Annotated in this window: 21 protein-coding genes; 10 read left to right on the top strand and 11 right to left on the bottom strand. The window is 64.1% G+C overall.

From position 1 onward, the window contains the following. Positions 1–126: 126 nt before the first annotated feature. From pqqF to AK81_RS21900, 7 genes are all read left to right on the top strand, one after another. Positions 127–2,415, top strand: coding sequence for a pyrroloquinoline quinone biosynthesis protein PqqF (gene pqqF / locus AK81_RS21925; protein ID WP_043202439.1), 2,289 nt, complete (start codon positions 127–129; stop codon positions 2,413–2,415). Between the two features lie 172 nt (positions 2,416–2,587). Beyond that, positions 2,588–2,659 (top strand): pyrroloquinoline quinone precursor peptide PqqA, encoded by a 72-nt coding sequence (gene pqqA, locus AK81_RS28655; RefSeq protein WP_008365141.1) that lies wholly within the window; start codon positions 2,588–2,590, stop codon positions 2,657–2,659. A gap of 79 nt (positions 2,660–2,738) precedes the next feature. Further along, complete coding sequence (gene pqqB, locus AK81_RS21920) at positions 2,739–3,650, top strand: pyrroloquinoline quinone biosynthesis protein PqqB (RefSeq protein ID WP_043202438.1); 912 nt, start codon at positions 2,739–2,741, stop codon at positions 3,648–3,650. Positions 3,651–3,811: 161 nt separating this feature from the next. Beyond that, positions 3,812–4,567 (top strand): pyrroloquinoline-quinone synthase PqqC, encoded by a 756-nt coding sequence (gene pqqC / locus AK81_RS21915; RefSeq protein ID WP_043202436.1) that lies wholly within the window; start codon positions 3,812–3,814, stop codon positions 4,565–4,567. Continuing rightward, positions 4,564–4,839 carry a pyrroloquinoline quinone biosynthesis peptide chaperone PqqD gene (gene pqqD / locus AK81_RS21910; protein WP_043202435.1) on the top strand — a complete coding sequence of 92 codons (276 nt, stop codon included), beginning with the start codon at positions 4,564–4,566 and terminating at the stop codon, positions 4,837–4,839. The genes pqqC and pqqD overlap by 4 nt, the downstream gene beginning before the upstream one ends. Then, on the top strand, positions 4,811–5,971 hold the full coding sequence (gene pqqE, locus AK81_RS21905) for a pyrroloquinoline quinone biosynthesis protein PqqE (RefSeq protein ID WP_043202433.1): 1,161 nt from the start codon (positions 4,811–4,813) through the stop codon (positions 5,969–5,971). The genes pqqD and pqqE overlap by 29 nt, the downstream gene beginning before the upstream one ends. After that, positions 5,937–7,757 carry a S9 family peptidase gene (locus AK81_RS21900; RefSeq protein ID WP_043202432.1) on the top strand — a complete coding sequence of 607 codons (1,821 nt, stop codon included), beginning with the start codon at positions 5,937–5,939 and terminating at the stop codon, positions 7,755–7,757. Before pqqE ends, AK81_RS21900 begins: the two co-directional genes overlap by 35 nt. A gap of 152 nt (positions 7,758–7,909) precedes the next feature. Here the strand turns inward: AK81_RS21900 and AK81_RS27685 are convergent, their stop codons facing one another. Beyond that, entirely contained in the window at positions 7,910–8,068 is a 159-nt protein-coding gene (locus AK81_RS27685) for a YqaE/Pmp3 family membrane protein (protein WP_003177654.1), read from the bottom strand. A gap of 152 nt (positions 8,069–8,220) precedes the next feature. After that, positions 8,221–9,501, bottom strand: coding sequence for an aspartate aminotransferase family protein (locus AK81_RS21895; RefSeq protein WP_043202430.1), 1,281 nt, complete (start codon positions 9,499–9,501; stop codon positions 8,221–8,223). Between the two features lie 210 nt (positions 9,502–9,711). Here AK81_RS21895 and AK81_RS21890 point away from each other — a divergent pair, with 210 nt between their 5' ends. After that, a complete protein-coding gene (locus AK81_RS21890) occupies positions 9,712–10,635 on the top strand; it encodes a LysR family transcriptional regulator (RefSeq protein WP_043202428.1) in 924 nt (307 codons plus the stop codon). A 382-nt stretch (positions 10,636–11,017) separates the two neighbouring features. Here AK81_RS21890 and AK81_RS21885 read toward each other — a convergent pair whose 3' ends face one another. The 9 genes from AK81_RS21885 to bioB form a co-directional block, all read right to left on the bottom strand. After that, on the bottom strand, positions 11,018–12,796 hold the full coding sequence (locus AK81_RS21885) for an acyl-CoA dehydrogenase C-terminal domain-containing protein (protein ID WP_043202427.1): 1,779 nt from the start codon (positions 12,794–12,796) through the stop codon (positions 11,018–11,020). A gap of 124 nt (positions 12,797–12,920) precedes the next feature. Then, positions 12,921–14,204 carry a GGDEF domain-containing protein gene (locus AK81_RS21880; protein ID WP_043202425.1) on the bottom strand — a complete coding sequence of 428 codons (1,284 nt, stop codon included), beginning with the start codon at positions 14,202–14,204 and terminating at the stop codon, positions 12,921–12,923. 155 nt (positions 14,205–14,359) lie between these two features. Further along, positions 14,360–16,165 carry a phenylacyl-CoA dehydrogenase gene (locus AK81_RS21875; protein WP_043202423.1) on the bottom strand — a complete coding sequence of 602 codons (1,806 nt, stop codon included), beginning with the start codon at positions 16,163–16,165 and terminating at the stop codon, positions 14,360–14,362. A 291-nt stretch (positions 16,166–16,456) separates the two neighbouring features. After that, positions 16,457–16,753, bottom strand: coding sequence for a hypothetical protein (locus tag AK81_RS21870; protein WP_043202422.1), 297 nt, complete (start codon positions 16,751–16,753; stop codon positions 16,457–16,459). A gap of 228 nt (positions 16,754–16,981) precedes the next feature. Continuing rightward, complete coding sequence (gene bioD / locus AK81_RS21865) at positions 16,982–17,662, bottom strand: dethiobiotin synthase (protein WP_043202420.1); 681 nt, start codon at positions 17,660–17,662, stop codon at positions 16,982–16,984. 10 nt (positions 17,663–17,672) lie between these two features. Next, positions 17,673–18,491, bottom strand: a complete 819-nt coding sequence (gene bioC / locus AK81_RS21860) for a malonyl-ACP O-methyltransferase BioC (RefSeq protein ID WP_043202419.1) — start codon at positions 18,489–18,491, stop codon at positions 17,673–17,675. Then, complete coding sequence (locus tag AK81_RS21855) at positions 18,484–19,215, bottom strand: alpha/beta fold hydrolase (protein WP_043202417.1); 732 nt, start codon at positions 19,213–19,215, stop codon at positions 18,484–18,486. Before AK81_RS21855 ends, bioC begins: the two co-directional genes overlap by 8 nt. Next, the gene (gene bioF / locus AK81_RS21850; protein ID WP_043202415.1) at positions 19,208–20,380 is read right to left on the bottom strand and encodes an 8-amino-7-oxononanoate synthase; all 1,173 of its coding nucleotides are present in this window, start codon (positions 20,378–20,380) and stop codon (positions 19,208–19,210) included. Before bioF ends, AK81_RS21855 begins: the two co-directional genes overlap by 8 nt. 1 nt (position 20,381) lies before the next feature. Continuing rightward, the gene (bioB, locus tag AK81_RS21845; RefSeq protein ID WP_016497669.1) at positions 20,382–21,440 is read right to left on the bottom strand and encodes a biotin synthase BioB; all 1,059 of its coding nucleotides are present in this window, start codon (positions 21,438–21,440) and stop codon (positions 20,382–20,384) included. A gap of 89 nt (positions 21,441–21,529) precedes the next feature. On the opposite strand from bioB, the gene AK81_RS21840 reads away from it, so the two are divergent. Together AK81_RS21840 and AK81_RS21835 are read left to right on the top strand one after the other, a co-directional pair. Beyond that, complete coding sequence (locus tag AK81_RS21840) at positions 21,530–22,261, top strand: ComF family protein (RefSeq protein ID WP_043202413.1); 732 nt, start codon at positions 21,530–21,532, stop codon at positions 22,259–22,261. Positions 22,262–22,320: 59 nt separating this feature from the next. Further along, positions 22,321–23,085: a TOBE domain-containing protein gene (locus tag AK81_RS21835; protein WP_043202410.1), complete on the top strand. Its 765-nt coding sequence runs from the start codon at positions 22,321–22,323 to the stop codon at positions 23,083–23,085. Positions 23,086–23,257 lie beyond the last annotated feature (172 nt).

The following is a 23,257-nucleotide window of genomic DNA, read 5'->3' as shown; positions in this document are numbered from 1 at the left end:
AGCCAGCTCCCACAGGTATCCCACAATGTTCAGATCTGTGGAGACCCTGTGGGAGCTGGCTTGCCGGCGATTGGGCCGGGCCTGCAAACAAATGGGTTAGCATGGATAGCAGCAACTGGAGCCCCCATGCCTGACGCCACCCGCCACCTCACCCTCGCCAACGGCCTGCAGCTCACCCTGCGCCACGCCCCGCGCCTGAAGCGCTCGGCGGCCGCATTGCGGGTGCACGCGGGCAGCCACGACGCGCCGGGCAAATGGCCCGGTCTGGCCCACTTCCTCGAACACCTGTTCTTCCTCGGCACCGCACGGTTCCCGCTGGACGATGGCCTGATGCGCTACGTGCAGGCCCTCGGTGGCCAGGTCAACGCCAGCACCCGGGAACGCGCCACCGATTTTTTCTTCGAAGTCCCGCCCAATGCCTTGGCCGGGGGCCTGGAGCGCCTGTGCCAGATGCTGGCCGAACCGGACCTGGGCATCGAGCGCCAACGCCGCGAACGCGAAGTGATTCACGCCGAGTTCATCGCCTGGTCGCGCAACCCGCAGGCTCAGCAGCAGTTCGCCTTGCTGCAATCCGTGTCGCCGGGCCATCCGCTAGGCGCTTTTCACGCCGGTAACCGGCACACCCTGGCCCTGCAGGACCCTGCCTTCCAGCAAGCGCTCGAGGGCTTTCACCAACGGTATTACCAGGGCGGCCAGATGACCTTGAGCCTGTGTGGCCCACAGTCGCTGGATGAGCTGGAACAGTTGGGCAGGCAGCATGCCAGCCTGTTCGCAACGGGCACGCAGGCGCCACAAACGCTGCCACCGCCCCTGTCGCCAGCGAATGCGCGTCTGGTATTCACCCATGAAAAGCTCCCGGCAGGTGCCGAACAGGCCCTGGAATTACTGATCAGCTGCCTCGGCGACAACCGCCCAGGTACCTGGCTGGATGCGCTTCGCCAACGTGGCTGGCTGCAAGGCTTCAAGGCCGAGATGCTGTATGCCTTCGCCGGGCAGGTACTTTGGCACATTAACCTGCAACTGAGCGCAGACGCCAACCCGGGCGAAGCAGATGCCCTGCTGCAAGGTTGGTTCAGCTTCATCCGCCAGGCCGACCTTGAACAGGTGAACCACGAATTCGGCCTGTTGCAGCGCAGCCGCGAACGCAGCGCCGGCGCGCTTGAGCTGGCCCGACGGGACAGCACGGGCCAGCCGTTCGCCAACCTGGATGCGCAAGGTCTGCAGGCCCTGGCCGCACTGCTGAAAGGCCTGCCGGGCCATGCGTATGGGCAATGGCAACTGCCCCCGGTCGACCCCTTGCTGATGGCAGATCTACCCAATACCCCGGCGCAACCGCTACCGGCGGCTCTGAAAGCCAGCGGCCTGCTTCCTGGCGCTCGTCAGTACGCTGCGCTTTATCTGCGCTGGCACCTGCCTTCGCCCTTGCGCCAGCGCTTGCAGGGCGTGCTGGAACAGGCGCTCGCCCCACTGCAGGAGCGCTGCGAGCGCGCGTCGGTGCAACTGCTGTTCAGTGCCGTTGGCGAATACTGGCAATTGCGCTGCGCCGGGCAACCGGCGGCAGTGCTTCGGGCTGTGGAGCAGGCCCTGGCACTGATGCTCAAGCCGGCAGCCAGTTGCTGGCAGCCCAACACGGCGGCGCCACCGCCACTGATCCCCATCAGGGCCTTGCTCAAGCAACTGCCCGACGCGGTACTGGGCGCTTACCCCGCAAGTGCGCCTGCCGGCATGCCGACGCAGTCGCAACTCGACAGCCTGTGGCAGCACGCACACTGGCATGGCCTTGCCACAGGCTTCGACGATGTTGCGCTAAGCGCTTTGGGCACTGCGTTACGACACTGCCCAGGACAAGGCTCGTTGCCTACCCCGCCGCCTACATGGGCCAGCCACCGTTGGCATCACGCCGAAGTAACCGGCAGTGAACACGCCCTGTTGCTGTTCTGCCCGCTCCCTGCGGCCAGCGAAGCCAGCGGCCGCCTGCTTGCGCAATTGCTGCAAGGGCCGGTTTACCAGCGGCTGCGGGTAGAGCTGCAACTCGGCTACGCGGTATTCAGTACCTTTCGTCAGGTCGAAGGTGTCGGCGGCCTGTTGTTCGGTGTGCAGTCGCCACATACCCGCCAGGCGCAGATCTTCGACCACCTGCTTACCCTGCTGAGGCAAGGCATCATGCTGGATCCGGGTGCTCGCCAGGCCTTGGCCGGGCAATTCGACGAACCCGCCATGGCCAACGCCGAGGTCGCCGAATGGGCATGGCAGACACACCTGGCTACACAACCCGGCACGCTGGATGCGCTGCGCAGGGCTATCTTGAAGACGCGGCAGACGGATCTGGACCGGCTGCTGGGCACCCTGCTCGACAAGGATTGCCCTTGGCTCTGCTTGGCCAACGCTGCCGCGCCAACCCCTTCACGGCAGTGAACAACCTATAGATTGTTACGCCATCCGCAACGGCGCTTTTCGAATAATTAACCTTTCGGTACAAAATTTTCTTGTAAGATAGCGCAATCCCAGTTTCAGGGAACTGCCGACGCATTGGCGGTACCCAAGTAGTAGCTGAGCAACCCAACCCTCATCCGGAAGGAGTAATCCCATGTGGACCAAACCTGCTTACACTGACCTGCGTATCGGCTTCGAAGTCACCATGTACTTCGCAAGCCGCTAAGCCAGGCTTGCGCCTCAACGCCTCGGCCCGCCGGGGCGTTTTCGTTTTTACGACACGGTTTTTTGCATAGAGAGTGGCCATGTACATCCAGGTTCTCGGCTCCGCCGCCGGTGGCGGGTTCCCGCAGTGGAACTGCAACTGCGTCAACTGCAAGGGCTACCGTGACGGCACCCTGCGGGCCACGGCGCGCACCCAGTCGTCCATCGCCCTGTCCGACGACGGTGTGCACTGGGTGCTGTGCAATGCCTCGCCCGACATCCGCGCCCAGCTCCAGGCCTTTGCGCCGATGCAGCCGGCCCGCGCCCTGCGCGACACCGGCATCAACGCCATCGTCCTGCTGGACAGCCAGATCGACCACACCACCGGCCTGCTCAGCCTGCGCGAAGGTTGCCCGCACCAGGTGTGGTGCACCGACATGGTCCACCAGGACCTCACCACCGGTTTCCCGCTGTTCAACATGCTCAGCCACTGGAACGGTGGCCTGCAGTGGAACCGCATCGAGCTGGAAGGCAGCTTCGTGATCGACGCCTGCCCCAACCTGCGCTTCACCCCGTTCCCGCTGCGCAGCGCCGCGCCGCCCTACTCCCCGCACCGCTTCGACCCGCACCCGGGCGATAACCTGGGTTTGATGGTCGAAGACACCCGCACCGGCGGCAAGCTGTTCTACGCCCCGGGCCTGGGCCAGGTAGACGAAAAGCTGCTGGCGATGATGCACGGTGCCGACTGCCTGCTGGTCGACGGCACCCTGTGGGAAGACGACGAAATGCAGCGCCGTGGCGTGGGCACCCGCACCGGCCGCGAGATGGGTCACCTGGCGCAGAACGGGCCTGGCGGCATGCTGGAAGTGCTCGACGGCTTCCCGCGCCAGCGCAAGGTACTTATCCACATCAACAACACCAACCCGATACTCGATGAAGACTCGCCCGAGCGCGCCGAAGTCCTGCGCCACGGTGTAGAAGTGGCCTTCGATGGCATGAGCATCGAGTTGTAACAACAGCCTGCAAGGCGACGCAAAACCCTGTGGGAGCGGGCATGCCCGCGAAAAACCCAACACGGTGTATGGCACCGGCTTCGCCGGTGTTCGCGGGCACGCCCGCTCCCACAAGGGGGGTATGTGCCAGGCCAGATAATCGTTCTACAGGAGCCAGCCGAATGAGCGACGCACTGCCAATGTCCCCTGCCGAATTCGAGCAGGCTCTGCGCGCCAAGGGCGCCTACTACCACATCCATCACCCGTACCACGTGGCGATGTACCAGGGACGCGCCACCCGCGAGCAGATCCAGGGTTGGGTAGCCAACCGCTTCTACTACCAGGTCAACATCCCGATGAAGGATGCCGCGATCCTGGCCAACTGCCCGGACCGCGAAGTACGCCGCGAGTGGATTCAGCGCCTGCTCGACCACGACGGCGCACCCGGCGAGGACGGTGGCATCGAAGCCTGGCTGCGCCTGGGCCAGGCCGTCGGCCTCGACCCGGACCAGCTGCGCTCCCAGGAGCTGGTACTGCCCGGCGTACGCTTTGCCGTGGACGCCTACGTCAACTTCGCCCGCCGCGCCAGCTGGCAGGAAGCCGCCAGCAGCTCGCTGACCGAACTGTTCGCCCCGCAAATCCACCAGTCGCGGCTGGACAGCTGGCCACAGCACTACCCGTGGATCGACCCGGCCGGCTACGCGTACTTCCGCACCCGCCTGGGCCAAGCCCGGCGTGACGTGGAGCACGGCCTGGCGATTACCCTGCAGCACTACACCACCCGCGCGGGCCAGGAGCGTATGCTGGAGATACTGCAGTTCAAGCTGGATATCCTCTGGAGCATGCTCGACGCCATGAGCATGGCCTACGAGCTGAACCGCCCGCCTTATCACTCCGTCACCCAGGACCGGGTGTGGCACAAGGGGATCACCCTATGAGTCTTGATCGCAATCAGGTGCCGAGCTGGCGCCCCGGCTACCGCTTCCAGTACGAGCCGGCGCAGAAGGGCCATGTGTTGCTGTACCCCGAAGGCATGATCAAGCTCAACGAGAGCGCCAGCCTGATCGGTGGCCTGATCGACGGCCAGCGTGACGTGGCAGCGATCATCAGCGAACTCGAACAGCAATTCCCCGATGTCCCGCAAGTAGCGGACGACATCGAGCAGTTCATGGAGGTGGCCCGTGCCGAACACTGGATCGTCCTCGCCTGACTTGCCGCCTACGCCCGAGGTCGGCCTGCCGCTGTGGCTGCTGGCCGAGCTGACCTACCGCTGCCCACTGCAGTGCCCTTACTGCTCCAACCCGCTGGACTTTGCCGCCCAGGGCCAGGAGCTGAGCACCGAACAGTGGTTCAAGGTAATGGCCGAAGCGCGGGAAATGGGCGCGGCACAAATCGGCTTTTCCGGCGGCGAACCGCTGGTGCGCCAGGACCTTGCCGAACTGATCGGCGAAGCCCGCCGCCTGGGGTTCTATACCAACCTGATCACCTCGGGCATCGGCCTGACCGAAGCGCGCATCGCCGACTTCAAGAAGGCCGGCCTGGACCATATCCAGATCAGCTTCCAGGCCAGTGACGAGCAGGTCAACAACCTGCTGGCCGGCTCGAAGAAGGCCTTTGCGCAAAAACTGGCGATGGCCCGTGCCGTAAAGGCCCACGGCTACCCGATGGTGCTCAACTTCGTTACCCATCGGCACAACATCGACAAGACCGACCGCATCATCGAGCTGTGCATTGCCCTGGAAGCCGACTTTGTCGAGCTTGCCACCTGCCAGTTCTACGGCTGGGCGCACCTCAACCGCCTGGGGCTGCTGCCAACCCGTGCGCAGCTGGAGCGGGCCGAGCGCATCACCAACGAATACCGGGCGAAGCTCAAGGCCGAGGGCAACCCGTGCAAGCTGATCTTCGTCACGCCCGACTATTACGAAGAGCGCCCCAAGGCCTGCATGAATGGCTGGGGCAACCTGTTTCTCACCATTACCCCGGACGGCACCGCGCTGCCCTGCCACGGCGCCCGTCAGTTGCCCGTGCAGTTCCCCAATGTACGCGACCACGACCTGCACCATATCTGGTATGAGTCGTTTGGCTTCAACCGCTTCCGTGGTTATGAGTGGATGCGCGAACCGTGCCGCTCCTGTGACGAAAAAGAAAAGGACTTCGGCGGCTGCCGCTGCCAGGCCTTCATGCTGACCGGCGATGCCAGCAACGCCGACCCTGTGTGCGCCAAGTCGGCCGACCACGGCATCATCCTCAAGGCCCGCGAGGAGGCACAAACCGCCCAGCTCGCCATTGAACAGATGACCTTCCGCAATGATCGAAACTCCCGTGTCATCGCCCGCGGCTGAATTCAGCGCGGCACAGGCAGTTTCCGCCGGTACCGACTTTGCCGAACTCAAGGTCAGTGCCGACGGGCTGTTCTGGATCGAATTTCGCCCCGCCGACGGTGCTTGCCGTATCTGGCACTGGCTGTACCACCAGGCCCGCTGCCTGACCCCGGATGGCTTCAGCGTGCGCAGCCGGGTCTACGAATATGGCGGTGGCAGCTTCTGCCTGGGTGGCGACGGGCTGGTGTTCGTCAATGAAAAGGACCAGCAGGTCTACACCCAGCCGCTGGACGATTCGCCACCGCGCGCGCTGACCCAGGACGCCAGCTGCCGCTACGGCGATGTGCAGTGGCACGCTGGCCAGGTGCTGGCTGTCGAGGAGCGCCATGCCGAGCAGGTGGAGCATCGCCTGGTCGCTTTGGCTGAGAGCCGCGAGGTGCTCGCCGAGGGCGCCGATTTCTACGCCTCACCCACGGTGAGTGCCGATGGCATGCGCCTGGCGTGGATCGAATGGGACCGCCCGGCGCAGCCCTGGACCTTCACCCGATTGATGTACCGGGTACGCGACAGCAGTGGCCACTGGGGGCCCGCGCAGTGCGTGGCCAGCGATGATGAATCGCTGCAACAACCGCGCTTCGATGCCGAAGGCCGGCTCTACTGCCTGTCCGACCGCAATGGCTTCTGGCAGCCCTGGGGTGAAGTCGATGGCCACTGGCAGGCATTGCCTGCCGCGCCTGCGGACCACGCGGCTGCGCCTTGGCAATTGGGCACCTGTACCTGGTTGGCGCTGGGGCCGCAAAGCTACCTGGCCAGCTGGTTCAAAGACGGCTTCGGGCAACTTGGGCTGCGTCATGAAGATGGCCGCATGGAGCGTTTCGCCAGTGCCTACACACGCTTTCGCAGCCTGGCCATGGACAGCGAACACCTGTATGCCATTGCCGCCTCGCCCATCAGCCCGCCAGCCGTGATCGCCATCGACCGCATCAACCACGAGGTACGCGTGCTGGCCGGTGGTGCCGAGATGCTGCCAGCAGAGCAGATCAGCCTGCCGCAGTCGATCCACTATGGCAGCGACGGCGAGCAGGCCCATGGTTTCTTCTACCCGCCAGCGCAGGCCAAAGGCGCCGCGCCGCTGGTGGTGTTCATCCACGGCGGGCCAACGTCGGCCTGCTATCCCGTGCTCGACCCTCGCATCCAGTACTGGACCCTACGCGGCTTTGCCGTGGCCGACCTGAACTACCGGGGCAGCACCGGCTATGGCCGGGAATACCGCCAGGCACTGCACCTGCGCTGGGGCGAGAGCGATGTGGCCGATGCCTGCGCGGCGGTCGAATACCTGGCGGCTCAAGGCCTGGTCGACAAGCACAAGGCGTTTATCCGCGGCGGCAGCGCCGGTGGCTACACCACCCTGTGCGCCTTGGCGTTCCATGACGTGTTCCGCGCCGGCGCCAGCCTGTACGGGGTCAGCGATCCGGTTGCCCTGGGCCGTGCCACGCACAAGTTCGAGGGGGATTACCTGGACTGGCTGATCGGGGACCCGCAGCAGGATGCCGAACGCTACCGCCAGCGCACGCCGCTGCTGCATGCAGGGCAGATCAAGGTGCCGGTGATTTTCTTTCAGGGTGAGCTGGATGCTGTAGTGGTGCCGGAGCAGACCCGCGCCATGCTGGCGGCGTTGCAGGCCAACGGGATCAAGGCTGAGGGGCACTTCTATGCGGGGGAGCGGCATGGGTTCCGCAAGGCGGAGAACCTGGCGCATGCGCTGGAAGAGGAGTGGAAATTCTATTGCCGGGTGTTGGAGGGCTGAAATTTTTGGGGCCGCTTTGCGGCCCATCCGACCGGTCCGGCGCCCCGGCAAGGCCGCTCCCACATTGATCGGCGTACGCAGGACGTTTGTGGGAGCGGCCTTGCCGGGGCGCCGGACCGGTCGGATGGGCTGCAAAGCAGCCCTAGAAAACCTCACCGTTTGGCGATGATATACACCGCATGCACGATCCCCGGAATGTACCCCAGCAAGGTCAGCAGAATATTCAGCCAGAACGCCCCGCCAAACCCCACCTGCAGAAACACACCCAGCGGTGGCAGAAGAATGGCGATGATGATGCGAATAAAGTCCATGCGAGTCTCTCCTGAAGGGTTACTTCAAAGACTAGCTGCCCGCCGTAGAGGTTCCACAGGCAAAAAAAAACGCCCCGGGCCGAATGAAACAGGCCAGGGGCGATGCGCAGGAACGCCAGACGGTTCGTAAAATTCTCGGTCTTGCTACACAGCTACGCCGGTACCTCGCGGCGGGCCTGCTGCTGGGCATGCAGGCGGGCAAAGGCGCGGGCCAGGCGCAGCAACATTTCATCGATGTTGCCCTTGCTCACGGTCAGCGCTGGCGACAAACGCACCACATCCGCTTGCGGAGCATTGAGCAGCAGGCCTTCGTGCAGTGCCGCTACCACCAGCTCTTTGGCCAGGTTTTCTTTCAGTTGCAGCGCCCACAGCAGGCCTTGCCCGCGTACCTCACCCTGGCCATAACGCCCGGCCAGGCGGCTCAGGCCTTCGCGCAGATGGCGGCCGTTGTCCTGCACCTGGGCGAAAAAGCCAGGCTCCAGCACGGTGTCCAGCACAGCCAGGCCGGCGGCGCACATCAGCGCATTGCCATGGTGGCTGCCTTCCAGTTCGCCAGGCTCGGCGCAACATGCCGTACCCCGGGCGAGCAAGGCGGCTAGCGGCACACCGCCGCCCAGGCCCTTGCCCAAGGTGATGATGTCGGCGCGCACGCCATACAGCTCCTCGGCCAACAGCGCCCCACAGCGGCCAATACCGGTCTGCACCTCATCGAGGATCAGCAGGATGCCCAGTTCACGGCACAGCGTTTCCACGCCCTTGAGATACTCCTGCGTGGCCGGGATAACCCCCGCCTCGCCCTGGATAGGCTCAAGCATGATGGCCACGGTGCGAGAGTCCACCGCGGCATGCAGCGCTTCCAGGTCATTGAAGGGCACCTTGCTGAAGCCCGGCAGGCCAGGCTCGCAGCGGTTGCATGGCAGCGGGTCGGACGCCGACAGCGCGCCCAGGCTGCGGCCGTGGCAGGCCTGGCTGGCAGTGATGATGTGGTAGGCGCCGTTGCGGTGCAGCTGGCCCCATTTGCGCGCCAGTTTGATCGCACCTTCACAGGCTTCCGCACCGCTGTTCAGCAGGTAGGCCTGTTCGCTGCCGGTACTCTGGCACAGGCGGTTGACCAACCCCAGCAGGCCACGGCTGTGGAAGCCCGAGCCAGGGTTGATCAGCGCCTGGGCCTGGTTGCCCAGCGCCTTCACCAGCACGCTGGGGCTATGGCCCAGGCTGTTGACCGCGCCACCCTGGGTAAAGTCCAGATAGGCACGCCCTTCGTTGTCCCACAACCAGGAGCCCTGACCCCGCACGAACACCTGCGCTGCCCGTTCTGCGCTGGGCATCAGGCGATCACGCGACAACTCATCAGCGTGCGGCACGATCACCGGCGCACGCTTGGGCTCGGCGACAGCGGCAGGGGCCGAGCGGCGCAGGTTGAACAGGTTCATCAGGGCTCCAACCAATCACGGTAAAGGGCGGCTACGGTGCGGTCTTGGTGCCGACACTCGATATTTTGCCTTGCCTATCAAAAGTGTTTTTCATCCGGGGTAACAATCGACCCAATGATCGCTGTAACCCGTTGGAATACGGCGATAGACTAGGCCCCGCGAGGGTTTTCGACCATTTCGTTTTTCCAGCATTTTCGATAAGTGTTACTTATGGATTTCCGCCAACTGCGTTATTTCGTCGCGGTGTACGAAGAAGGCCACGTGGGCCGTGCCGCCGAGCGCCTGTCGCTGTCCCAGCCGGCACTCTCCCAGCAGATCCGCCAGCTGGAACACAGCCTCGACCTGAGCCTGTTCGAGCGCAGCAACAAGCGCCTGCTGCCCACCCTGGCTGCCCATACCCTGTACAACCACGCCTTGCCATTGCTCGATGGCCTGCAGCGCGCCCACGAGGCCATGCGCAACTTCAAGGGCCAATCGCTGCGCACACTGGCTATCGGCGTGTTGCAGACCGTGCGGCCCAGCCTGGTGCCGCAGCTGCTCGAACGGCTGCGCAAGGCACAGCCGCACCTTGTCGTGCAGATCTACGAGTTGTCGGGGCTGGAGATCGAACGGCGGCTGCTCAACGGCAGCCTGGACATCGGCATCAGCTATCTGCCACCGCGCCAACCTGGGCTGCATGGCCTGCTGCTGTATGAAGATGAGCTGCAGCTGGTAATCCCCGATACCCACCCGCTGAAGGATTTCAAGAAGGTGTCCATCCGCCAGGCCGCCGAGTTGCCCATGCTGATGCTGGGTGAGGAGTTCCAGATCCGCCAGATCTGGCAGGCGCAGCTGGCCAGCCAGGGCCGACGGCCACACGTGCAGGCAGAGATGAACAACATGGCGGGGATTCTCGACAGCCTGGCGCACACTTCACTGGCGACCATTCTGCCGGGGCGGGCCAAGGAGGCTGCCGAAGATGACCAGGGGCTGCTGTGGAAGCCGCTGAGCGAGCCGCGGGTGCCGCTGAAGGTTGGCCTGGTGTTCCGCGATGCACAGCGCCAGCAGGCCTCTGTGGAGCTGCTGCGCACGCTGCTGGAGGAAGAGACGGACCCCCGCCTGTTGGGCGCATCGCCGCTGGATGTGCTGGCCTGAAAAAACACGCGCACAAAGAAAACCCCGCCGAAGCGGGGTTTCCCAGACTGTTTCCCTGTGACATCCGTATCGCCCCGCCATCCTGGCAGGTGGTCCTTCGTCGTCTTCCTTGATCTGTCCTTTGCGCTTCCTGCGCAACGTCCATGTGGTAAAGATTAACCGTGGATCCAATCTGAGAACAGTGGTGAAAAGTCACCACGTCGTGTAGGAAAAAGCTTACAAAGGGGATTCATTCCCAGACATGCCATGGCTGGGGGCCGCCTTGCGGCCCAATCGCGACACAAGGCCGCTCCCACATGGGGCCGCGCAACATCCGAACATGCGCGATACCTGTAGGAGCGACCTTGCGTCGCGATGGGCCGCAAAGCGGCCCCAAAAACTATCAGAACTGCTCAGCATCCAGCAGGTAAAGCGACTCGCTCCCCGCCTTCACCGAAGCCACCAGCGAATCTACCCGTGGCAGCAACCGTGCAAAGTAGAACCGCGCCGTCCCCAGCTTGCCCGAGTAGAACGCCTCGTCCCCCTCACCCGCCTTGGCCGCACGCGCCATCAGTGCCCACATGTAGGCATAGGCCACATAACCAAAGGCATGCAGGTACTCGACCGACGCCGCACCGATTTCATTCGGGTTGCCCTTGGCCTGTTCCAGCACCCACTCGGTCAGCCCGTCGAGCTGGTCGAGGCTGGCAGCCAACGGCTTGGCAAATTCGCCCAACTCGCTACCCGCACTGGCAATGAACTGGCGAATCTCGTCGGAGAACAACCGGTAGTACGCACCACCGCTGGCCACCACCTTGCGCCCCATCAGGTCGAGGGCCTGAATGCCGTTGGTGCCTTCGTAGATCTGCGTGATGCGCACATCACGCACCAACTGCTCCTGGCCCCACTCACGGATGTAACCGTGCCCACCGAATACCTGCTGGCCGTGCACCGTGCTCTCCAGCCCCAGGTCGGTGAGGAAGGCCTTGGCCACCGGCGTCAGCAGCGCCACCAGTTCTTCGCTGCGCTTGCGCACGGCGGCGTCTTGGCTGTACTTGGCGCTGTCCAGCTGCATGGCTACATAGGTGGAGAAAGCGCGGCCGCCCTCGATCTGCGCCTTCATGGTCAGCAGCATGCGGCGTACGTCCGGGTGGACGATGATCGGGTCGGCGGCTTTTTCCTTCGCTTGCGGGCCGGTCGGGGCGCGGCTCTGCAGGCGGTCGCGGGCGTATTCCACGGCGTTCTGGTAGGAGCGCTCGGCCGAGGCCAGGCCCTGGATGCCAACGCCCAGGCGCTCGTAGTTCATCATGGTGAACATGGCCGCCAGGCCCTTGTTCGGCTCACCGACGATGTAGCCGACTGCCTCGTCGAAGTTCATCACACAGGTAGCCGAGGCCTGGATGCCCATCTTGTGCTCGATCGAGCCGCAAGTGGCCGGGTTGCGTGCGCCAAGGCTGCCGTCTTCGTTGACCAGGAACTTCGGCACCAGGAACAGCGAAATGCCTTTCGCCCCTGCCGGTGCATCCGGCAGTTTGGCCAGCACCAGGTGAATGATGTTCTCGGTCAGGTCGTGCTCGCCACCGGTGATGAAGATCTTGGTGCCGCTGACCTTGTAGCTGCCGTCGGCCTGGGGCTCGGCCTTGGTGCGGATGATGCCAAGGTCGGTACCGGCATGCGGCTCGGTCAGGCACATCGAACCTGCCCACACGCCGGCGTACATGTTCGGCAGGTACTTTTCCTTCAAAGCTTCGCTGGCGTGGGCGTTGATCGACAGGCAGGCGCCAGCGGTCAGCATCGGGTACAGGCCAAACGCCAGGCTGGAGGCATTGACCATTTCCTCGACCTGGGCCGAGATGGCCTTGGGCATGCCCATGCCGCCGAACAGCGGGTCACCGCCCACGCCTACCCAGCCGCCTTCGGCGTAGGTGTTGTAGGCCTCGATGAAACCGGCCGGTGTGCTTACCGCACCGTTGTCCCAGTGGCAGCCTTCTTCATCGGCGGCGCGGCTGAGCGGCGCGATGGTCTTGGCGGTGACCTTGCCGGCTTCTTCCAGCACGGCCATGGCCGTCTCGGCATCGACTACCTCAGCCAGCCCGGGCAACTGCGCCCACTGCTCGGCCACGTTGAAGACTTCATTCAGTACGAAGCGCATGTCGCGCAGGGGCGCTTTATAGTCAGCCATGACAACCTCTCGCTAGTCGGGTCGGGGCGGTCTCGGGGAACCGCGACACTGGGATTACTGGCAGTGTAACCGAACAACTTTTACGAGACATAGGGTCATCACCTGACCATATAGTCTTACTCAGTCACGCTGTACGCACTGCCCCACGCTGCGATTGTTGCCCATGCACCATGACACAATTGCGCCCTGCGCCTTTGGCGCTGTACAGCGCCTGGTCAGCGGATTTCAGCACCGCCTCGGGGTTACGGTGATCAACCTGGCGCTCGGCCACACCGATGCTGATGGTGACCGACACCGTGCCGCCACTGCTGCCCGCCCGGCGCTGGCGCCCACTGGTATCGTCCTGTGGGCGGCTGTTCTGGTCGCGCAGGTGCATCACATAGTTGGCGATCACTTCGCGCACGGCCTCCACGTGGGGCACACATTCTTCGGCCGTCTTGCCGGCGAACACCAGGGCGAACTCCTCGCCGCCGTATCGATACGCGCGGCCACCACCGGTCACCTTGGACAAGCGGCTGGCCACCAGGCGCAACACCTGGTCGCCCACATCGTGGCCGTGGGTATCGTTGAATTTCTTGAAGTGGTCGACATCGGTCATGGCGATCACGTAGTTACGCCCCAGGCGCTGCATGCGCTCGTTCAGCGCACGGCGCCCCGGCAGGCCGGTCAGCTCGTCACGGAAGGCCATCTGGTAGGCCTCGTGAGCAACCGCGGCGGCGATCATCAACATCACCTGGCTGCACATGATGTTCAGCGTGAAAGGCAGGATGAAGGTTTGCGGCAGCATCCAGAAAATGCCCAGCAGGCCGGTTATCAACGCGGCGTGCAGCGGCCGCGGTGCGCGCAGGTATTGCACCACCAGCAGGATGAACACGCCGAGGAACAAGGGGTAGACCATCTGGATCAGGCTCATCCACTGGCCATGCAGGGTTGGCCAGCGGATCTCCGCCAGCCAGGTCAGCAGCGCTTCGGGGTAGCTTTGTTCGAGGGCCACCGCCACGCTGCCCACGGCGAACAGCACGGCGCCGCGGGCGACCAGGTCCTGCAGCAGGTGGGTACGTTCCTGCCAGGCGCCGTACAGCCCGAACAGGGCGGGCAGCAGCAGGCACACCAGGTGGAAGATCACGGCCGCGTCCTCGCGCACGCGGCCATGGTCACGGTAGAAGTCGGTCTGGGTGTCGAGCAGGTAGTAGGCGATGTACACCGTGAGCATCATGAACAGCTCACGCTGGCGGCGGTACACCGCGCAGTAGGCACCGCCCAGCAACAGCACCAAGGTGGGCAGGACGTTGAACAGCGATGTGAAGAAGACACTGAGGTCTCTCACATAGGCTGCGGCGAGCCCTGCCAGCAACAGGAACAGCGAAGGCAGGAAGTGGCTTGCGCGAACAGCGTTAAGACGAAACAAGGGTAATCTCCAACCCGGCAGATCAATAGTGGCATTGTGCCCTTACTTCATCGCGCGACACAAGGCCGCTCCTACAAAGGGTTCGCAGTTGGGCCCAAAAGCAAAAAACCCGCCTACCGGTGAGGGCAGGCGGGTTTTGGGTACAGCCGGGTGAATCAGTACGACAGGCCGAAGTGCTCTTCGTCCATCGCCATCAGGTTGTTGGCACCCGACAGCATGGTCGCCACATGCGTACGGGTACGCGGCAGGATGCGCTGGAAGTAGAAGCGCGCAGTCTGCAGCTTGGCGGTGTAGAACGCCTCTTCGCTGGTGCCGGCTGCCAGCTTCTCGGCCGCCAGGCGGGCGATGTCGGCCCAGAAGTAGGCCAGGCAGGCGTAGCCGGAGTACATCAGGTAATCCACCGAGGCCGCACCCACTTCTTCGCGGTCCTTCATGGCGGCCATGCCCACTTTCATGGTCAGCTCGCCCCACTCCTTGTTGATGGCCGCCAGCGGTTCAACGAACTCCTTGACCGCTTCGTTACCTTCTTGCGCCTGGCAGAACTTGTGCACGATCTTGGTGAAGCCCTTCAGAGCCTCGCCCTGGGTCATCAGCACTTTACGGCCGAGCAGGTCGAGGGCCTGGATGCCAGTGGTGCCTTCGTACAGCATGGAGATACGGCTGTCGCGCACGTTCTGCTCCATGCCCCACTCGGCGATGAAGCCGTGGCCGCCGTAGATCTGCACGCCGTGGTTGGCGGCTTCGAAACCGACTTCGGTCATGAACGCCTTGGCGATCGGGGTCAGGAACGCCAGCAGGGCGTCGGCCTTTTTGCGTTCTTCCTCGTCCTGGCTGTACTTGACGATGTCCACCTGCTTGGCGGTGAAGTACACCATCGCGCGGTTGCCTTCGGCGAAGGCCTTCATGGTCAGCAGCATGCGGCGCACGTCCGGGTGGACGATGATCGGGTCGGCGGCCTTGTCCGGTGTTTTCGGGCCGGTCAGGGAACGCATCTGCAAGCGCTCGCGGGCGTACTTCAGGCCCCCCTGGAAGGCCACCTCGGCATGCGCCAGGCCTTGCAGCGCGGTACCCAGGCGAGCCGTGTTCATGAAGGTGAACATGCAGTTCAGGCCTTTGTTGGCCGCGCCGATCAGGTAGCCGGTGGCTGCATCGAAGTTCATCACGCAGGTGGCGTTACCGTGGATGCCCATCTTGTGTTCGATGGAGCCGCAGCTCACGCCGTTGCGCTCGCCCACACCGCCTTCGGCGTTGGGCAGGAACTTCGGCACGATGAACAGCGAAATGCCTTTGGTACCGGCCGGTGCGTCCGGCAGGCGGGCCAGGACGATATGGACGATGTTGCCGGCCATGTCGTGCTCACCGGCCGAAATGAAAATCTTGGTGCCCGACACTTTGTAGCTGCCGTCGGCCTGGGGTTCGGCCTTGGTGCGCAGCATGCCCAGGTCGGTACCGCAGTGGGGTTCGGTCAGGCACATGGTGCCGGTCCACTCACCGGAAACCAGTTTGGTCAGGTAAGTCTCTTGCTGCTCATGGGTACCGTGCGCAGAAATGGTGTTCATCGCGCCATGCGACAGGCCTGGGTACATGCCCCACGACCAGTTCGACTCACCCACCATCTCGCTCAATGCCAGGCCCAGCGACTCCGGAAGGCCTTGGCCGCCATGGGCGACGTCATGGGCCAGGCTCGGCCAGCCGCCTTCGACGAACTGCTCGTAGGCTGCCTTGAAGCCAGTCGGGGTTTTAACGCCGGCTTCGCTCCAGGTGCAGCCTTCCAGGTCGCCGACACGGTTCAGCGGGGCCAGCACCTGCTCACAGAACTTCGCGCCTTCTTCGAGGATCGCGTCGACCATGTCGGGCGTGGCGTCCTGGCAGCCCGGCAGGCTCTGATAGTGCGCCTCATAGCCAAGCAGTTCGTCGCGAACGAAGCGGATATCACGCAAGGGGGCTTTGTAATCAGGCATTGCGATGAACCTCTGGGTCAGTTCTGTGGGGGTGACCAGCTCTTGGCGGCCGTCTATCAAACAGTTGTTTGAAACTTACGTTTAGCTCCGGCTTATGTCAAGGATGGACTATGGTGCCATTTACGCCACGAAAAATGGCGTTTACGCCACACCCAGGAAAACCGCTGCCTCTGTGGGAGCGGGCGTGCCCGCGAAAGGGCCCGGCCAGACAATAGAGGTGCCTGACCTGACGCATTCGCGGGCACGCCCGCTCCCACAGGGGGTTGTATTTGATTTGAGGGGGGTGACCTGTCAGGCGTAGGTGTCGATGATCCGGCCGAGCATTTCGTCGGATGCCTTGACCACCTTTGCGCCAAGTTCGACTTCGGTTTTGCCCACGGCCATTTGCACGGTGCTGGTGGCCAGGTCCAGCTGCTGGCTGCGATCTACTGCACGCAGGCGTTCAGCCTGAAAATCGCTGGACTGGCTGGTGGCGGTACGTTCGGCTGTGGTGTTGGCGATCTGGCCGGCGGCCTGATCGACGCGGTTCTGGCCGGTTTGAATTGCGCTCAGGCCCGCGTAATACGCGGAGCTACCGGTGATTTCCATGTCAGGACTCCATTGACGCTGGATGACGAACAGCCCCAATTAAAGCAGGCCGGGCGCTAAAAGGCCCGTTTAAATCCCTAATGGCTCGGTGCCAGTCGATAGGCCCTGGGTATTCCTGCACCGGCCCTATCGCCGGCAAGCCAGCTCCCACAAGTACCACACAAGCCTAAGGCATGTAGAGAACCTGTGGGAGCTGGCTTGCCGGCGATAGGGCCAGGCCTGGAAAAGCTAATCCAGCAGATCCAGTTGCAGGTGCTCAGCCACCATGTCAGCACTGGCCTGCTTCAGCTTGGGTACCCGCCCCAGGCAAGGCGCCGGCAAGCGCTCTGCCAGGCTGGCCAGGTTTTCTTCAAGACGCGAAGTACGCGGCTCGATGATGTTGGCCACCCATCCGGCCAATTGCAGCCCATCCCGCTCGATCGCCTCGGCACTGAGCAAGGCATGGCTGATGCAACCCAACCGCACCCCCACCACCAGAATCACCGGCAACTGCAGGGCAACGGCAAGATCAGACAGGTTCTCCAGGCCCGACAACGGCACCCGCCAGCCACCGGCCCCTTCGACCAAGGTGAAATCGGCATTTTGTTGCAGCACATTGCGCATCGCGGCCAACAGCTCTGCAACGGAAAGCGTCACCCCCGCCTCGCGCGCTGCCACATGCGGGGCAATGGCAGGCTCGAAGGCAAACGGGTTGACCTGCTCATAGGGCAGCTTGATCGTGCTTTCGTCGATCAGCGCCTGGGCATCGCTGTTGCGCAAGCCTTTCGGTGTCATCGTGCAGCCGGAGGCCACCGGCTTGGCACCCAGTGTGCTCATGCCCTGCAAGCGCGCCGCATGCAAAAGCCCGGCGGCGATGGTGGTCTTGCCGACATCGGTATCGGTACCGGCAATGAAATAGGCCTGACTCATCTCGCTCCCCTTACGCCTGTGGCTTGCGCAACACACCATAGACCACCTGATAGGTGGCTGGCAGCCCCTCGGGCTGGCGAAATGCTTCGTAGGCCTGCAACAGGCCCTGCATGCGGGCCCGGCCGGTGAGGCCTGAAGGGCGCCCCGGGTTGAGGTTGTGTGCGCCCAGTGCCTTGAGTTCATGAGTCAAACTGCGCACATCCGGGTAGTGCAGCACGTGCGGGCAGCGCTGCAGCCCAAGTTGTTCAAAGCCGCTGCCGCCACACAGACGCTGGTAATCCTCAAACCGGCGGAAGCGGTTCACATGCACCAGGCCATCCACGGCCTGCCAGCTGGCACGCAACTCTTCGAGGGTACCCACACACAGGCTGCTGAAAGCCAGCACGCCGCCGGGGCGCAGTACCCGCAACGCCTCGGCCAGCACGCTGGCGAACTGGTCGCACCACTGCACGGCCAAGCTGGTAAACACAAGGTCCACACTGGCATCACGCAGCGGCAAGCGCTCGGCGTCACCGGCCACGTGGTAGTGCGCCCCACCTTGTCCATCCCGCGCGTGGCGCAGCATGCCTTCGGCAATGTCCACTGCCACACCGCTGGCCTGTGCGAAACACTCGGCCAGCTTTCGGCTGAAATGGCCGGTGCCGCTGCCCAGGTCCAGCCAGTGCGAGGGTTGCAAGCCGGCCGGCAGTTGCCCCAGCAGGTTCAGACCTACGGCGCGCTGCAAGGCTGCCACGCTGTCGTAGCTGGCCGCGGCGCGGGAGAACGAAGCCGCCACCTGGCGCTTGTCGGGCAAGGCGCCGGGCAGGGTCGGACGGGAAAGGTCAGTCATCGCCACTCTCATGCAGGAAAATCTTGATGCCCGCCGCCAGCTCCTGTGGGTACTCCAGCAGGAACGCGTGGGAACTGTCTTCGACCAGGCCCACTTCCACATCGGGCAGCAGCTCGCTCAACGCCTTGGCTGCCTCTGCCGGCACCAGCGCATCGCTGCCAGCGAACAGGTGCAATTGCGGGCCGGCGTATGCCTGCAGGGCCTCCCGGGTGTCCAGCTTGGCCAGCACCTCAAGGCCGGTGGCCAGGTACAGCGGGTCGGTGTCCGGCACGCCGACACCCAGTTGGCGCAGCAACGTGCGTGGCTGCTGGGCGCCATCACTGCACAAGGTACGGAAGCGTTTGAGGGTGACCTGGGTATGGCTGCGGCAGCCGTCAAGGAAGGTGCCGAAGGTGTCTTCGGGCATGCCGTGGGGCCAGTCTGGCCGAACCACGAAACTGGGGTTGCTGGCCAGGGTCAGCAGGCCACAGCAATGGTCACCGCGCTTGTGCGCCAGTGCGCTGGCCAGCATGCCGCCCAGCGACCAGCCACCCAGCCAGACATCGCTCGGCAGCTTGCGGTCAAGGTGGTCGACCCAGGCCTGGACATCGCTGTCGGCCAGTTCCGGCAAGGGCATCAGCTCCACCTGCAGGCGGGCATCCTGGGCACGCAGGCTGGCTGCCAGCGGCTCCAGTGAAGCAGTGCCCAGGCCCCAGCCGGGCAGCAATACAAGACGATTACGCATCGGCGTTCTCCAACTGTGGATAACACTCGGCCAATGCATTCAACAATAGCTGCACCTGCGCCTCGCTGTGCGCGGCGCTCAGGGTCACCCGCAGGCGTGCGCTGCCCGCCGGCACCGTGGGTGGTCGGATGGCCGTCACCAGCAAGCCGCGTTCGCGCAGCATGCGTGACAGGCGCAAGGCCTGTGCGCTGTCGCCGATCATGATCGGCTGGATCGGCGTCGGGCTGTCCATCAACGCCAGCCCGATCTGCTGTGCGCCTTCGCGGAACTGGCGAATCAACGCCGCCAGGTGCTCGCGGCGCCAGGTTTCGCGGCGCAGCAGCTCCAGGCTCTTCAGCGTGGCGCAGGCCAGCGCCGGTGGCTGGCTGGTGGTGTAGATGTAGGGGCGGGCGAACTGCACCAGCGTCTCGATCAGCTCTTCGCTGCCGGCAACAAAGGCGCCCGCTGTACCGCAAGCCTTGCCCAGCGTGCCGATCAGCACGGGTACGTCATCCACGCCCAGGCCGAAGTGCTCGACGATGCCGCCGCCCTGTGCGCCGAGCGTGCCCAGGCCATGGGCGTCATCGACCATCAGCCAGGCACCGCGCGCGCGGGCGACATCGGCCAGCGCCGGCAGGTCGGCCAGATCGCCGTCCATGCTGAACACGCCATCGGTCACCACCAGCGTATTGCCGACGGCCTTGTCCAGGCGGCTGGCCAGGCTGGCCGCATCGTTGTGCAGGTAGCGGTTGAAACGGGCGCCGCTGAGCAGCCCGCCATCCAGCAGCGAGGCGTGGTTCAGTCGGTCTTGCAGCACGGTATCGCCCTGCCCCACCAGCGCGGTGATGGCGCCCAGGTTGGCCATATAGCCCGTGGAGAACAACAGCGCACGCGGGCGGCCGGTGAGTTCGGCCAGCGCTTCTTCAACCTGGTGGTGCGGCGTGCTGTGGCCGACCACCAGGTGCGAGGCACCACCACCGACACCCCAACGCTCGGCGCCGGCCTGCCAGGCGGCGATCACTTCGGGGTGGTTGGCCAGGCCCAGGTAGTCATTGCTGCAGAAGGCCAGCAACCGCTGGCCGTCGACCACCACTTCCGGCCCTTGCGGGCTCTCCAGCAGTGGCCGCTGCCGATACAGGTCTGCGGCGCGCCGTTCGGCCAGGCGCGCCGCCAGGTCGAAGGCCATGTCAGGCCGATGCAGCGTTGTAGAACATCTCGCTGCTGCGCTGTTCGACCAACGCCTGCTCGATGGCCGCCTGATGCACTTCGTCGGCGTGCTCTTCACGCGCTTCGGGCTTGATGCCCAGGCGTGCGAACAATTGCATGTCCTTGTCGGCCTGCGGGTTGGCGGTGGTCAGCAGTTTTTCGCCGTAGAAGATCGAGTTGGCGCCAGCCATGAACGCCAGGGCCTGCATTTGCTCGTTCATCTGCTCGCGGCCGGCGGACAGGCGCACGTGCGACTTGGGCATCAGCAGGCGAGCCACGGCCAGCATGCGAATGAAATCGAACGGGTCGACGTCCTCTTCCTCGGCCAGCGGCGTGCCGGCAACCTTGACCAGCATGTTGATCGGCACCGACTCCGGGTGCTCGGGCAGGTTGGCCAGCTGGATCAGCAGGCCGGCGCGGTCGTCCAGCGATTCGCCCATGCCCAGGATACCGCCGGAGCAGATCTTCATCCCCGCATCGCGCACGTAGGCCAGGGTCTGCAGGCGCTCGCTATAGGTGCGGGTGGTAATGATGCTGCCGTAAAACTCTGGCGAGGTATCAAGGTTGTGGTTGTAGTAGTCCAGGCCAGCCTGGGCCAGGGCTGCGGTCTGCTCCTGGTCGAGCTTGCCGAGGGTCATGCAGGTTTCCAGGCCCATGGCCTTCACGCCTTTGACCATCTCCAGCACGTAGGGCATGTCTTTGGCCGACGGGTGCTTCCACGCCGCGCCCATGCAGAAGCGGGTGGAACCGATGGCTTTGGCGCGGGCAGCCTCTTCAAGCACCTTCTGCACTTCCATCAGCTTCTGTTTTTCCAGCCCGGTGTTGTAGTGGCCGGACTGTGGACAATATTTGCAATCTTCCGGGCAGGCGCCGGTCTTGATCGACAGCAGGGTCGACACCTGCACCCGGTTAGGGTCGAAATGCGCGCGGTGCACGGTCTGCGCCTGGAACAGCAAGTCATTGAACGGTTGCTGGAACAGCGCCTTGACCTCGGCCAGGGACCAGTCGTGACGTGTTGTTGCAGTTGTGCTGGCGCTCATCGGCGTTTCCTTGTTTAGGCTGTAGCTGGCGCCGGGACAGGAAAGCCCACAAGCGCATCACGGATAGCTCGCATAGTCACGGAAGGCCCATGAACTGTCAACCGCACTGGAAAAGACTGGTTTACAAGTGCTCACTTATTAATCAGATGTGTTTGTTGTGTGACGCGCCTGCCGAGCAGGCCTACCCGATGTGCATCGCCTGCGAACAGGAACTGCCCTGGCTGGGCGATCAGTGCCTGCGCTGCGCCCTGCCGCTGCCTATGGCTGGCCTGACCTGCGCCCACTGCTGCCGCCACTTGCCGCCGTTCGAGCAAGTGATTGCGCCATGGCAGTTCGGCTTTCCGGTCGACACGCTGGTCAGCCGCTTCAAGCACAACCGCCAGTGGCCATTGGGGCGTTTGATGGCTGAACTGCTGGGGTATGGGCTGCTGCATCGCTTTGCCGAAGGGCTACCGCGCCCTGACCTGCTGTTACCTGTGCCCCTGGCCAAGCGTCGACTGCGCGAGCGCGGGTTCAACCAGGCCGGGATGTTGGGGCGGTGGCTGTCGAAGCAACTTGGGCTACCTTGCGATGAGCGCTTGCTGCTGCGCACGCGCGAGACGCCTGCGCAGCAACAACTGGATGCCAAGGCAAGGCGGCGCAATTTGCGACAAGCGTTTGCGGTCACGGGTGAACTGACGGGTAAGCATGTCGCCATTGTCGATGATGTGTTGACCACCGGTGCCACCGCGCAGGCCATCGCCGAGGTACTGCGCAAGGCCGGAGCGCGGCGGGTGGATGTGTATTGCCTGGCGCGCACGCCCAAGCCGGGGTATGCATGACCCTGCGCAGTCCTCCACAATCCACTTTCAGGACCTTCACCTACAACGACTCAATGCCCATGCCCCTACCCGCCCTGCTTACTCAGCACATCGCTCGCCGCCCCCAGCGCATCGCGCTGCTGCAGCACATTGCCGATCAAGGCTCGATCACCCGAGCCGCCAAGGCTGCAGGCATCAGTTACAAAGCCGCCTGGGATGCCATCGACGAGCTCAACAACCTGGCCAGCCAGCCGTTGGTCGAACGCAGCACCGGTGGCCGAGGCGGTGGCGGTGCGCGTTTGTCGCCGGAAGGCGAGCGGGTGCTGCGCCTGTATCAAAGGCTGCAGTCACTGCAGGCACAAATTCTTGAGGCCGCCGAAGAATCCAGCGACCTCGACCTGCTCGGTCGCCTGATGCTGCGTACCAGTGCCCGCAACCAGCTGCAGGGCCAAGTCAGCGGCCTGCGCCGCGAGGGCCGGTATGACCGAGTCAGCCTGGCGTTGGGCGGTGGGCTGGAGATTGAGGCGCTGATCACCCACGACAGTACCGCACGGCTGGAGCTGACGCTGGGGACGATGGTGGTGGCGCTGCTCAAAGCCGGGTGGGTTCGGTTGCTGGCGCAGGGGGAAGCAGCCGAAACGGGCAGCAACTGCTTGAACGCAACGGTGGAAGAAGTGCTGGCCGAGGATGAAGGGCCCAGTGAGGTCCGGCTGGCGTTGGGTAATGGGCAGACGTTGTGTGCCATTGCCGAGGCGGATTGGTTGGCGCGGCAGGATGTGGGGGCTGGCAGTTCGGTGCGGGCGCAGTTTCATCCCTCTTATGTGTTGATTGGGGTTCCTGCGTAGCCTGGCCGCGCAGAGCGCGGTTCGCGGGCTCGCCCGCTCCCACAGGGACCGCGCCGCCCGATGCATGTGCGCAATACCTGTGGGAGCGGGCATGCCCGCGAAGAGGCCGGCACAGGTATAACGCTGTACCATGGCCCCACGCTGCCTACCCCCGGAGTCACCATGTCCCACC

The organism is Pseudomonas putida W15Oct28 (assembly GCF_000708715.2).
Classification (GTDB): Bacteria; Pseudomonadota; Gammaproteobacteria; order Pseudomonadales; family Pseudomonadaceae; genus Aquipseudomonas; species Aquipseudomonas putida_R.
Note: the sequence above shows the minus strand (reverse complement) of the source record. Positions and strands in the feature narration are given on the sequence as shown.